We start from the raw sequence: 13,359 nt of genomic DNA on the forward strand, positions 1-13,359 counted from the left end.
TATACCTTTATTCTATTTCATTATGTGATACAATTTGTGGGCATATTCAAATAGAGGAGGTCGGGAAATGATTTCTAAAAAAAATCGTAGAATACTACAGCTATTGGGATTTGTCATAGGAGTATCTTTTGGATTGTGGCGCCCGCAACAAGTTCAAATGATGCTGCCAATACTTGGAATCACAGTCGGTATCGGATACTTTTTTCTTTCCAGAGTCTCCACGGAGAATAAAACGGATCTAACAGAAATCAAATGGTTTGTTCCTATTCAAATGATCATGTACTTCGTGATCGGAGGAGCGATTGGCTCATCCATTCATTTATATATGGCATTCTTCTAAAAAAAGAGGCTCGTTAAATGTTTTACACATCTAACGAGCCTCTTTTAAATTCGAAAAATAAAATTGATTTGATTACTTTACTGCATCATAGCGAGTGCGCCCATTGGATCCCATGGTTCTAGTTCGGTAACAGGTTCTTCTAGTGCTTTCAACCATTGTTCCTCTACATATTTTTTGCTGACGGTGATTTGGTAATTGTATTCATCGAACCATTGATCGCTCATCGAATAAATCCCTTTATCTCCTGAAGTATCTCCCCAGCTATTTTCTACTTTCCACTTGATTGGTGACCCGTCTTCATCAAGATCCACTCCAACGAATACCATTGCATGTGTTAATAAACTTTCTCCGTAATCTAGTCTCTGGGCTTTCGTTAATTCAACCGTTTCTCCTAGTGTTGCCTCGTAATCGTAAGCGTGGTGGTCCATAATTCCTGCTTTGCGATCTAACATTTTACCTACATCACAACCAAACCAGATAGGTTCTCCATCTTTGATGGCTGCAACAGCTGCTTTTTTAAGCACATCAATTGGTACGTTAATATAAGTGACTGGTTTTGCCTCTTTTACAGTTCCAAGATACTTGACCGTATAAGCTTTTCCATAAGGTTTATCTTCGGTAGGAGCATTGATCAGACTAACTCTGTCGTTTAAGTCCCATTCCACATACTCTTTGAAAAAGTCTTGTGGTGTGATGTCTTTGATACGGTGGAAGTCATTTTGATTGTCCCTATATTCATACGTAAACGTTTCTGGTATTTCTCCAAGTGTTTTCACTAGCAAATTGTAAACAAAATAAAGCGATGATTCTTTTATTTCTAGTAAAGCTTCCTTTGATGCACCTGATTTATGTGCTTCCCGTATCTTAGCAGCAAATTCTCTCAATTTCGCTGTTAAAAGTGTATTCAATTCTCTCGTGTTTGAAGAATGATAGGTCTCAGGCATAACGGATTTGGGAACAGCACCGTATTTTTCAAGAAGTCCAGAAAACATATCCCATTGTCCACCATCTTGAATAGGATCAAATAATAAATGTTGAACGAGTCTCGAGTTTAATGGTTCTTCAACTGTATCTATAATATTTTCTAGTAAATAATTAGATTTCTCAAGTTTATCCCAGAACAACGTATAGTTTTGCGAAAATTCGAAAGTTTTCACATCTAGTTTTTTCATAGTGTCTACTCGAGCTGTGTTTAATGCCGCAAACATCCAGCAGCGTCCACTAGATTTCTGATTTGTAATCTCACCGCGGGTTGTTTCGTTTGAGAAAACAAAAGAATGTCTTCTAAGCATGTTGTTATCGATAGAAGCATCCGCAAGCCCTACTTTTGCAATAGCTTGCTTGACGGCATGGTTGGCAGGTTCTGCATTAAATTTTTCCTTGTAACCGTTTAGAAGCTTTTCGTTGATCGTCATCTGATTATCCCCTTTTGAATAGAATTGTTCTTATCATACCGAAGAGAGCGTTCAAGAACAAGTTTCTATATAAAGAAAAAACTGATTTGCCTTTAGTAGACAAACCAGCTCACTTTCATTTATTGTGGGGGAAATATGATGCCACCAATGATTGGACTACCCGAACCATTTAAAATAATAATAGAAGATCCATCTTCTGTAGCTAAGGTACCTTCTGCTTCTGGAAGAAGAGAGACTCCCTCCAACTCAAACGATTGATTCACCGCTCCACCTTCGGAGACTTCTAGGCCTGGTAATTCAAACTCTTGAAAATCATCTCCTGCATCTTCAAAACTTGGAGGTGTCGCTTCACCTCTACTATGGATTTGAATACTTAAATCTCCTGCTGATACGTCTTCTAAATTTAATGTAAGCATCACGTTACCATCACTTTCGTCAAAGATCGCATTACCCGCTCTTTGAGAATCTCCATTATAAAGATCCACATCTAAAGCTGCCATCTGTTCATCTGTACCTGTAGCATCCGTTTCTTCAGTTGACTCTTCCGTCACGTCCCTATCCGCTCCAGATGAAATCTCAGGAGCTGATTGATCGGAACAGGCTACCATGAACAAGCTGAGCATGACGATTAAAAAGCCCTTCGATCCTATTTTCATATTTATATCTCCTCATCTATTTAACTTATTTACGATAATTGTAACAACACTTTGTAAGAATAACGATTCTAACGCATTATGACTTCGATGTCAGCTTCTATTCATGTTAAAATAGACAATACCAAATCATAAGGATGCTGATGAACAATGGATTATGGAAGTTATCGTTTTACCCGTGCAGAAATCAACCTCGATCATATTGCATATAACTATGATCAGATGAAAAGCCTACTGGATACTCAAACTAAATTTATGGCTGTTGTAAAAGCCGATGCGTATGGTCATGGTGCTGTTGAAGTCGGTAAAAAACTAGAAGAACTGGGTACAGATTATCTTGCAGTAGCTGTACTAGATGAAGCACTTGAATTAAGAGAAGCTGGCATTGAAGTGCCTATTTTAATGTTTGGCCCTGTCGAAGAACAAACCATTGCGACCGCCATTGCAAACAACATTGCCATGACTGTTTTCACCGAATCTATTGCTGAACAAGTGCGTAAAACTGCTGAAAACCTTCGGAAAGTTGCGACTGTTCATTTAAAAGTGGATTCAGGAATGTCCCGTATTGGTGTACGTTCTAATCAAGAAGCTTTGAACGTCATGCATACTATGAAGTCAGAATTCGTTCTGTTCGACGGTGTTTTCACACACTTTGCCGACGCTGAGAATCTAGAAGATCCTTCTTTTACTAAAGCTCAATTTAAAACCTTTATGAACGTTGTTTCTTTCTTGGAAGAAAATGATATCAAATTTAATCTTAGGCATTGTTGTAACACCGCTGCGACCTTAGCCTACCCTGAGTTTCACCTGGACATGATCCGAACAGGTATCTCTATCTATGGATACCATCCTGATAAAAGTATGGAAAATACGATTGATTTGAAACCCATTATGAAGTTAACGACTCACGCTGCTTTTATCAAGACAATCTCTAAAGGAGATACAGTTGGATACGGACGAACCTATACTGCTGAAAGCAAGCGAACGATCGCTACAATTCTGTTAGGATATGCTGATGGTATCCCAAGACAATTGTCTAACCGCTGGTATCTAACAGCTAACGGAGAAAAAGCACCGATTGTCGGTAGAATTTGTATGGATCAAATTATGCTCGATGTAACAGATATTGATTCTATATCAGAAGAAGATGAGATTGTCTTTTTTGGAGATCCATCTGCTGATTATCCTTCACTTTATACTATGGCCGAATTGACCGATAGTTTTCACTATGAGCTCCTATGTGGAATTGGTAAAAGAATCCCTCGAGTTTATAAGGAACACGATAAAGTTGTCGTTAAATCCAATATACTACTTGATTAATTAAAAAAGCTGAGAACCCGCTTGGGTCCTCAGCTTTTCATTTTCTCTAAAGTGAAGTGTTACAGCTCATCAATCACTGTCTGAGTCTGTATCACTATCATCCATGTCCATATCATCGTTCATGTCTGTGTCTTCATCCATGTCGGTACCTGTATCGGTATCCATGTCTGTTTCTGTAGCTGGATCGTCCATATCGGTGTCGGTAGTGTCTCCACAAGCTGCTAACAACATTCCGGCTGTCATCGTTAGTGTTGTCAGTTTTGCAAGTTTCTTCATTTTTCTACTCTCTCCTTTATTTTATCGATCTTTTTTTGAGAGAATCGTTTCTCTCAATAATAACCTAACATAAATATATTTGGATTCAAAAAATAATACTTCTATAAATGAACAATTTGCAAAAAAAAAGCCTGACCAGATTTCATTCTGGTCAGGCTCTAACTTTATACTATTATTCGATGATTTGAACTTCGATTGAGCGACGTCCAAATTGTAAAGCTTGTTGGATGTCTGTCATGTGGATATCAATACGGTTTCCTTTAATAGCTCCACCAGTATCTCCAGCGATAAATTCACCATATCCAGGCACGTTGATTTTAGAGCCTAGTGGGATAAAGCTTGGATCTACAGCGATAACGTTTGGATTTTGTCTTAGATCGATTCCTGAATAAGTGATATTTCCTAGTTCAGGCTGATTAAGTGAATAAGCAGTTGCTTCTACAGAAACCGTTCTTCCACTTTGAGCTGAAGCTTGTTCTTCACTAGAAGACGTTGAAACTTCTTCAGAAGGTGTTGCTTCAGGTGCTGTAGTTTCAGCGGGTTCAGTTGCTTCTGTTGTTTCTGTCGCTTCAGGTGTTGCTTCTGTAACGACTTCTTCTTCAACAACTTCTTCTTTTACAGATTCTTGAACTTCTTTAGGTGTTTCTGTTTCTACAACCTCTTCTTCAGATACATCATAGCTGACAACTTCATCGTTGTTTTCAACTGAAATGATTGAAGAATCTCCACTCAAGTAAATTTTTGTATCTACTTGAATCATGCTACGGTTATCAATATCATTTACTTTAGCTAACTTGTCGATAGAAACATCTGTTGCTTTTGAAACGCCCCATAAAGTATCTCCCCATTGGAAAGTATATTCAACTGCGTCGTTACCATCTTGATTTTCTTTTTGAGCTGCAATCTCTGAAGAAATTTCAGAAACAGTTCTTGGTTCCCAGTTATCTGCTGACATTTCTTGAGCGCTAGCGTCGCTCATATTTCCGAAAGTAAACATTGAAGCAAACGCGATTGTTGCTCCTGCTTTGATTAAAAACTTTTGCACTGTTGACATCATTGTCGTGCTCCTTTTCATTTTATCCTTAGTGTGTAAATACTCAACTTCTGCCGCTTAATTATTGAATGATAGATTCACTAAAAACTTAATCTATCTGCGACCGAATGTAATCTTACCACGATTAGAATGAAATGAAAGGGTCTAACGCCTGTTGTTACGCGTTTTTAGTACGCTTGTATTATATCACTTACTTTTTTACAGTTGTATTTCAATCGGCTAGTTTTATGTCAAACTGTAATGAAAGCAAAAATTCGTTCGCATTATACAACTTTCCATACATCCTATACAACATTGATGTATTTTTATTCTTTCTTCAGAAATGTTCCTGACATATTAATCGTAACATTCCCTTAAGAGTAACTATTCTTATCCTTATTGGCATATATACTGTAATATATCAAAATCCAAATTCTAGTCTTTTTTGTCTACCATCAGACTCTTCAATTACGGAATCAGTTGTTTATGTTCGTTGTAAAATTGCTGATATGCTAGAAAACTGGCGATCACACTCGAAATACTGGTTACAGCTATTAGCATGAACATGACGACAATTTGGTAGCGAATTGCTTCTGTTGGTTCAATTCCCGCAAAGATCAACCCAGACATCATTCCCGGTAAACTTACTAGCCCTACAGTTTTCGTACTATCTATAGAAGGTGTCATCCCCGTTCTAACACTTTCTCTGATAATAGTCATAGAGGCTTGTTTTTCATTTGCGCCTAATGCTAGTTTTTCTAAAACTTGTTGTCTTTGATCTTTAAATTTGTCGTTTAGCGCCCGATAAGTCAGCCCCACTGCAACCATCGCATTGCTTGCAATCATCCCAGTGATCGGAACGATTTGTGATGGCACCCATTCAATTGTTCCTGTCAAGATCAGTAATCCTAACGTCAGCGTAGTTCCCGTCCCTAGTGACAATAAGGATATCTTCAAGGAATTTGGAATCCCTTCGCTTCTTTTATGTGCATTGTAGGCAGCATTGAATACGATAAACAACACCATGGCAAAAGTAACCAGGAGATTATCCAAATTAAATATATAACTCAATACATACCCAATGATGAAAAGCTGTATGACTGCTCTAAGTCCTGCTACGAATATTTCGTTTCCTAATCCCAGCTTTTGTTTGTAATCAACAAAAATAGCAATCAATAAAAGTCCAGTCGAAAAAAGAAGCGATGTGTTACTAATTTCAAGACTATTCGCCATTAGTATCCTCCATTCTTCCATTTCTAATTTTAATGACTTTAGTAGAGTTGGAAATTTCTGCTTCATCATGGGTTACCTTAAGAATGGTTACTTGTTTTTTCTTATTCAAATCATCTAGCATACCTAAGATAATAGATCGATTTTTTGCATCCAGTGAACTGGTGATTTCGTCTAGTAGTAAGACACGTGGTTCAAACATCAAGTTACGAATTAATGCAATTCGCTGTTTTTCTCCTCCTGATAACTCAGTGACCGGTTTGTCATAATAGTTATCTGAAAGCTCCACCTTCTCTAAATAGGCTTTGATTTTTTCTTCATCGATTTTTTGATCCCTTATTGTGAAAGGAAATTCTAGGTTGTCTTTAACCGTCTGATCGAATAAAGCCGCATTTTGGAAGAAATAAGAAACTTCTTTTCGGTAATCCAAAGGATTGATTTTCTCTAAATTCTTTCCTTTGTAGGTAATGGTTCCTTGGGTAGGTGTGAAGAGACTTCCGATCAGCTTCAATATCGTACTTTTCCCACTACCAGAAGGGCCTGTCAGCGTAATGACTTCACCCTCCTGGACTTCAAATGTGATTTCTTCAAGTATCGTTTGCTTACTCGTTTGAAAGCCAACTTTGTTCAATGATAGAATCGACTGTTTCATGATTTACTCCAATCTAGACCAAGTAGTTCGTCTCTTTTATTGTAATCCTTGTTCTTCCGCTTCTGTGATTCTCTCTGCCTGTTCCTCTTGAGATAGATAAGTAAATCCTTCTCCTGTAACTTCTTGAACGTGAGATAAGGTGACAAAAGCATTGGGATCTATGGCTTCTACGATTCTTTTAATTGTGAGCACTTCTCTACGGCTTATAATGATATAGAGAATTTGCTTTTTGTTACCCGTGAAATGACCTTTCCCGTCAAGTATCGTTATACCACGACCAATTTGTAATTCAATCTGACGCGCAATCTCTTCATATTTTTCTGAAATGATAAAAAAAGATTTTCTTGGATTCAATCCTTCTAGTACGAAATCGATCATTTTTGTCTGAATAAATAAGTTAATCAACGTAAGAAAAACATTTTCAACACCGATAATAAAAACACTCGGTACAACAATAAAAATGTCAATCAGTAAAAGTGACGTCGGAATATTAATACCAATATATTTCTGCATAATTTTTGCAAGGATGTCACTTCCGGCAGTCGTCCCATGCCCAAGCATGATTAACCCGATTCCAGCGCCCATAAAGACACCTGAACCAATTGGCGCTAGCAGTGTCGTTTCTGGAATAAAAGCCCATTTCGGACCTGAAACGACCAATAGCAGAACTGAAATAATTCCATTCGCTACAATTGTGTAGTTTAATGTTTTCTTGTCCAAGAATTTATATCCGATCGCAATAATAAAAATATTACAAATAAAAATCGTATACGATGGTTCGATATCCGACAAGTAAAATAAGATCAATGAAAATCCAGTCAGTCCACCTTCTGCTAAATCATTTGGTACAGTGAAGGTATTTACACTGATTGCGTATAAAAATGACCCAATTATAATCAGAAACAGATTTTTTAAAGTATCTTTAACTTCTATTTTCTTCATTACTGTTCTCCTTCTTATACACTTCTTTGCCCCCAACAATCGTTGCAAGTACTTGTGTATCTTTGATCTTCATAGGATCGCAAGTGAAGATATCTTGATCGATCACGATGAAGTCAGCTAACTGTCCAGGTTTGATTCTACCTTTGATCTCTTCTTCAAAACTTGCATAAGCACTCTCATAAGTGTAGGCGTCGATAGCAGTATAGATATCTACGGCTTCTTCAGGTAAAAATCCATCTTCTGGCGTACCATCTAACCTTTTTCTGGTAACAGCTGAATACATATTTTCCCAAGGATCAAAAGACACAATCGGTGCATCTGAACTGAAGGACTGATGTACACCCGCTTTGGCTAAGGTTCCAAAAGCGTAAGACGTTTCTGCTCGCTCTTTACCGATACGAGAAAACACAATCGGAATATCGTCATTTAAAAATATAGGCTGTACATAGGTCAAATATCCTCTTTCAATTACACGATCTACAAGGTCGCGACCTGTAATTTGCATATGGTTGACGCCCAATCTGAGTTCATTGGGCTTTCCCTGTAGCGCTTCGTCATAAGCATCAAGTATTCTTTCCACACCTTTATCCCCAATACCATGGATAATGACTTGGAAACCATGATCAACAGCGATCTTCACTTCTTCATTTAACTGTTTTTGAGATTTCGTTTCAATCCCTTTGTTTTCTGGATCATCGTCGTAGGCTTCTCGCATAGCAGCTGTTCTAGCACCTAATGTACCATCAGAAAAGTATTTGATTGGTCCAATCTTGTTATAGAAACTACCTTGTCCGAATGTATAGCCTTTGTCAAAAAATGGCTGAATATACGTAGCATCATTGAACCAGATTTGTTGGTAGAAACGGACAGTTAAGGCTTGTTCTTTTTCTAATTCTCTGTAAAGGGCAAGCGTTTCTTCAATCGTCTCGTCCTTGGCATCGTTTGTATGCATAGAGGTTATTCCTAAGCTATTTGCCAGCTTCATAGCTTTTTTTAGCGACTGTTTTTTTGTCTCTATACTTGTTTCCGGTAAGTACAAGCGAACTAAATCAACCGCACCTTCCGTTAATACTCCGGTAGGTTCGCCTTGAACATCTTTTTGGACTTCTCCACCATTTTGAGAAACAGAGTCTTTTGTCAATTTCAATCTTTCAATGGCTTTGGAATTCAAACTCATAATATGGCGGTCGACTCGAACCATTGCGATTGGTACAGTTGTAGAAATTTTATCCAAATCGGTTCTGTCAGGAATTTTTTGTATATCTGTAAAGTAATTCTGATTCCAACCTTCTGTATATAAAAAGTCTTTTTCTGTTAGTCCTTTATCTTCTATATATCCTTTTGAACGCTCGATCAATTCCTTCATAGAAGTGACATCTGTAATGTTCAACATATCAAGGTATTCAGCCGTCATCAAAAAGTGCAGATGGGAATCGTTCATACCTGGAACAACTATCTTGCCTTTTAAATCAATCACTTCGGACTGATGTTGATAAATTTTTACTAATTCATGATTCCCAACTTCTTTTATGTAACCCTCATCAACTAGCATCGCTGTCGCGAATTGTTCTCTTTCAAGATAAATTTTACCGTTTGTATATAATTTCAATGTCCTTCGCCTCCTAAATTCTTTTCTATTGTATCATGAGGTTTATTACTAGAGATAGATTTTAAAATCAATCTTCAAAATTACTTTTTTTCGTTTCTTTTTCTTACTTAAGGAAACTTAATCAATTCAAAAAAAGAAGTTGCCAAGTGGCGACGTGCTCACTTGGCAACTTCTTTAATTTCATGTTCTTCTTATAACCAACTACCTGTAAATTGATGAATACCATAAGTATTATCTGTTGCATCTATTTCTCTAGACCAATAATCTTTTGGAGAAAAGTACTCTAAAGGGAAGATGTGGCAGTTCTCAATAATTTGTTTTGTATTATCTGGCTTTAATCCACGCTCTGTCATGATTTCTGTGATACGGATGACATTCGTTTTTTCATCTCTTGATCCATCTGGCAAGATAAATTCACGACCATCATAGTCATCATATAATTCTTCAATAAATTTATGATGGGGTTCTGCTCCGATTATCCCAGTCGAAATTTCTGTCTCGATTTCAAAACTGAAAAACGCTGGTAAGTCTCTAAAATCTTCAATAGATTTAATGAGTTCCATATCCGTATCGCAATAAACGCCACCATGTTCTTTTAAAGCATAAAGACGCGCAACGTCTGAGACAAAGGCCCAGTCTTCTCTTTCATAAGCTTGTTTTGTGTATATACCATGTTCTTCTGGATTGAAATTTGATTCATCCCAACGCATAATCTCCCAATCAGGACAATATTTCTTCCAGCTAGCTAAACATTTTTCTTCCAGTTCTCCTAGTTCGTTCCCACCAAACCAAGCGTAGTGTATAATTTTTGGTATCATATCAGTCTCTCCTCAATTTGAATGTTATCATGAAACTTTCTTGAAAACTCTAAGTTCATTGTAACAAACTACTTGCTGAAAAATCGAATAAAAGGCTTTTAGGATTTAAGAGAAGGTCGAATTAAAAGACTTGGACCGTTTAAACTTGTTCGTTTGCAAACCGTTCTGGGTTCAATGGTTCGTTGTTAGACATCGGACGAATTTTCTTATTGTAGACATAGCGCATAACAATAACTGAAAAGACCACAGCCACAGCTTCTGATATAACAATTGACCACCAGACAGAATGTACATCTCCAGAAAGCGAGAGCACGTAAGCTACTGGTACGAGTACAACGAGTTGTCTAATCACGTTTACCCATAAACTGAGCATACCATTCCCTAGCGCTTGGAAGACTGTCCCTATAATAATACTAAAGCCTGCTAGCACGAAACTAATACTAATTGTTCGAAGCGCAGAAACACCAATCGCTGTCATTTCATCTGACGCATTAAACAACGCTAGTAATTGTTCAGGAAAGGCTTGGAACAATATCGTGCCCATCAGCATCATGCTCATGGCATAAATCAGACAAATTTTAATAGCACTAATCATTCTTTTCTTGTTTCGGGCCCCATAATTATAAGAAACGATTGGTATCATACCATTATTCAGTCCAAAAACTGGCATGAAAGCAAAGCCTTGAAGTTTAATGTAGACACCATAAACCGCTGTAGCTGTAGGTGTGAACTGTAAGAGAATGTTGTTTAATAGAAGTGTTACTACAGAAGTGATGGATGTCATGATCATAGAAGGTACACCAATAGCATAAATACGCTTGATGACCTTAAAATTGGGTCTGAACCCTTTGTACTGCATATCAATATCATCATTGAATTTAGCATTAAAATAAAAAGCCAATAATGCCGAGATGAGTTGAGCGGCAACGGTAGCGATTGCTGCACCGTAGACACCTAAAGCTGGAACACCGAATAATCCAAAAATCAAGATTGGGTCCAATGCAATATTTAAAATTGCCCCGGTCCCTTGAGTGATCATTGTATAAAATGTTCGACCTGTAGCCTGAAGGGATCGTTCATAAACAAATTGCATGAACTTACCAATTGAAAAAGTCGTAATAATGACCGTATACTCTATTCCGTATTGAATAATTTCTGGATTATCTGTTTGAGCTTCGAAAAACGGTCGCACTAGTGTAAGTCCTAATACGAGAAAAATGATATAATGGAAAATTCCTAAAAATACACCATTGTTCGCTGTCTCACTGGCCATTTCTCTATTATCTTCGCCTAAACGCCTAGACATTTCTGCATTCATACCGACTCCTGCCCCTACTTGGATCGCAATCATCAGCATTTGAATAGGATAAGCAAGAGATAGTGCCGCCAGTGCTTCTTCACTGATCTGAGCAACAAACATACTGTCTACAACATTATAAAGAGACTGTATCAGCATCGAGATCATCATCGGTAAAGAAAGATTCAGCACGAGACGGTTCATTGGCATCGTGCCTAATTTGTTCGATTTCATATTTTTCATTTGACTGTGCACCTACTATATTTTATTGTGAATTCTCAAGTTTTTTAAAAGAACTTTTCTAATTATACCGAATGCCTGTACCGAAATGAAGCAGAATGTTTAAAATCTTATAATGAATTTCTTTTAACGATTCTCTCGTAACAAATAAAATTATGACCTAAAGAATCCATAGCAAAATCTCAACTTATTCAAACTTTTCTGATACAATATGTGAGCATCCATCGAAAGGAGTCGGTTGTACTCATGAAGTATATTAGAAAATTAGTCGTACTAATATTGGCCATTATTTTAGGATTCTGGCTAGCGACTACAAACGCTTTGCAAAACACAATGGTAGGAAATTGGCTTGATACTATCGTGCGTTTTATCCCAGCTCCAGACGACTGGTCAAACTTAAGTCTGCAAAACCCGGAACAGCTTGTTAAGCAATTCGCTCCTGAAGAACAACCCAAAGAAACGCAAGTCTCTTCTGTCGCTCAAGAACGCTCTTCTGATCTTGATTATGATGCTGTAGAAAATAGAATTCTAACTTTATTGAATGCATTACGTGAAGACAAACAAGTTTCTACACTCACTTCAAATGAGACCTTAAGAGAAGTAGCGAACATTAGAGCGGTTGAAACTGAAACGTTATTCTCTCATACTCGTCCAGATGGTTCAGATACATTCTCGGTTTTTGAGGAAGAAGGAATTTCCTATCCTTATACAATTGTCGGCGAGAACCTAGGCATGGCAACGAACTACCTAGATGAAACAGCTATGGCAGAATTACTCTTCAATGGTTGGGTAGAAAGTGAAGGCCATTACGAAAATATGATTCGTCCCGAATTCCAAGAAGTTGGTATCGGTGTTCATTATGACGGAGAATTCCTCTATGCAACGCAGATTTTCGGTACACCACAATAAAATCCTTAAAGAGGCGAGGACAAAAGTCCTCGCCTCTTTAACCTATTAATTCTATTACGATTGACAAGATTATTAGGATAAAAACCAATATAATATTGATCCTAAATAAGATTTAAACAGCCTATGGTATTCATTTTCATATACTTCTTTACCTTGAAATAAGATTTCATAAACAACGTGTTTATTTGTAATTTCAAAATTTGTGTTTGTAAAGTCGTTTTTTTTATAAAATTTCTTCCTCTTGATTCGTTGTTCCCAATTATATGCGGTACTATCTATTTTTTCAATATTTAGTAATAATCTTTTCCCTCTATAAGTTTGGCTCAACTGATTTAAAATTTTACTACCATAACCCTTAGATTGCTTCGAATGATTAATAGCTAGATAGAGGATATAGACGATATCCTTATAGTAAATTAAATACAATAAACCGACATATTCGTTGTCATCGTAAATAACATAAAAATCACTATTTTTTTTTTTAGATTGGTATTTTAAAAACCAAAAAGGGTACCGCTCGTATTTTGGAAATTCATTCATATAAAGATTTTTAACTTTTTTATTTATACCTACTTTGTCTAAATTAACTAAGCAAATCATAATTTTACCTTTCATTAAGCTGATT

General features: G+C 37.0%; 14 protein-coding genes. 3 read left to right on the forward strand and 11 right to left on the reverse strand.

What is annotated here, in order from left to right; translation table 11 throughout:
• The first annotated feature begins 67 nt into the window (after positions 1-67).
• The gene (locus VXN63_RS08905; protein ID WP_327757691.1) at positions 68-340 is read left to right on the forward strand and encodes a hypothetical protein; all 273 of its coding nucleotides are present in this window, start codon (positions 68-70) and stop codon (positions 338-340) included.
• Between the two features lie 77 nt (positions 341-417).
• On the opposite strand, the gene VXN63_RS08910 is transcribed toward VXN63_RS08905, so the two are convergent.
• Both VXN63_RS08910 and VXN63_RS08915 read right to left on the reverse strand, forming a co-directional pair.
• Entirely contained in the window at positions 418-1,755 is a 1,338-nt protein-coding gene (locus VXN63_RS08910; RefSeq protein WP_327757692.1) for an aminopeptidase C, read from the reverse strand.
• 119 nt (positions 1,756-1,874) lie between these two features.
• Positions 1,875-2,411: a hypothetical protein gene (locus VXN63_RS08915; protein WP_327757693.1), complete on the reverse strand. Its 537-nt coding sequence runs from the start codon at positions 2,409-2,411 to the stop codon at positions 1,875-1,877.
• Positions 2,412-2,558: 147 nt separating this feature from the next.
• Here VXN63_RS08915 and alr point away from each other — a divergent pair, with 147 nt between their 5' ends.
• Positions 2,559-3,728 (forward strand): alanine racemase, encoded by a 1,170-nt coding sequence (gene alr / locus VXN63_RS08920; RefSeq protein ID WP_327757694.1) that lies wholly within the window; start codon positions 2,559-2,561, stop codon positions 3,726-3,728.
• Between the two features lie 69 nt (positions 3,729-3,797).
• Here the strand turns inward: alr and VXN63_RS08925 are convergent, their stop codons facing one another.
• From VXN63_RS08925 to VXN63_RS08960, 8 genes are all read right to left on the reverse strand, one after another.
• Positions 3,798-4,004, reverse strand: a complete 207-nt coding sequence (locus VXN63_RS08925; RefSeq protein ID WP_327757695.1) for a hypothetical protein — start codon at positions 4,002-4,004, stop codon at positions 3,798-3,800.
• A 172-nt stretch (positions 4,005-4,176) separates the two neighbouring features.
• A complete protein-coding gene (locus VXN63_RS08930; protein WP_327757696.1) occupies positions 4,177-5,061 on the reverse strand; it encodes a 3D domain-containing protein in 885 nt (294 codons plus the stop codon).
• 444 nt (positions 5,062-5,505) lie between these two features.
• On the reverse strand, positions 5,506-6,270 hold the full coding sequence (locus VXN63_RS08935; protein WP_327757697.1) for an ABC transporter permease: 765 nt from the start codon (positions 6,268-6,270) through the stop codon (positions 5,506-5,508).
• On the reverse strand, positions 6,260-6,919 hold the full coding sequence (locus tag VXN63_RS08940; protein WP_327757698.1) for an ABC transporter ATP-binding protein: 660 nt from the start codon (positions 6,917-6,919) through the stop codon (positions 6,260-6,262). Before VXN63_RS08940 ends, VXN63_RS08935 begins: the two co-directional genes overlap by 11 nt.
• A 36-nt stretch (positions 6,920-6,955) precedes the next feature.
• The gene (locus tag VXN63_RS08945; RefSeq protein WP_327757699.1) at positions 6,956-7,861 is read right to left on the reverse strand and encodes a YitT family protein; all 906 of its coding nucleotides are present in this window, start codon (positions 7,859-7,861) and stop codon (positions 6,956-6,958) included.
• Complete coding sequence (locus VXN63_RS08950) at positions 7,842-9,470, reverse strand: amidohydrolase (RefSeq protein ID WP_327757700.1); 1,629 nt, start codon at positions 9,468-9,470, stop codon at positions 7,842-7,844. Before VXN63_RS08950 ends, VXN63_RS08945 begins: the two co-directional genes overlap by 20 nt.
• Positions 9,471-9,661: 191 nt before the next feature.
• On the reverse strand, positions 9,662-10,288 hold the full coding sequence (locus VXN63_RS08955; protein WP_327757701.1) for a glycosyltransferase family 32 protein: 627 nt from the start codon (positions 10,286-10,288) through the stop codon (positions 9,662-9,664).
• A gap of 139 nt (positions 10,289-10,427) precedes the next feature.
• A complete protein-coding gene (locus VXN63_RS08960; protein ID WP_327757702.1) occupies positions 10,428-11,828 on the reverse strand; it encodes an MATE family efflux transporter in 1,401 nt (466 codons plus the stop codon).
• A 243-nt stretch (positions 11,829-12,071) separates the two neighbouring features.
• Here VXN63_RS08960 and VXN63_RS08965 point away from each other — a divergent pair, with 243 nt between their 5' ends.
• Positions 12,072-12,734 carry a CAP domain-containing protein gene (locus tag VXN63_RS08965; RefSeq protein ID WP_327757703.1) on the forward strand — a complete coding sequence of 221 codons (663 nt, stop codon included), beginning with the start codon at positions 12,072-12,074 and terminating at the stop codon, positions 12,732-12,734.
• A gap of 72 nt (positions 12,735-12,806) precedes the next feature.
• Here VXN63_RS08965 and VXN63_RS08970 read toward each other — a convergent pair whose 3' ends face one another.
• Positions 12,807-13,349, reverse strand: a complete 543-nt coding sequence (locus VXN63_RS08970) for a GNAT family N-acetyltransferase (protein ID WP_327757704.1) — start codon at positions 13,347-13,349, stop codon at positions 12,807-12,809.
• Positions 13,350-13,359: the final 10 nt, after the last annotated feature.

The sequence above is a fragment of the Marinilactibacillus sp. XAAS-LB27 genome (genome assembly GCF_036039175.1).
GTDB lineage: Bacteria > Bacillota > Bacilli > Lactobacillales > Carnobacteriaceae_A > Marinilactibacillus.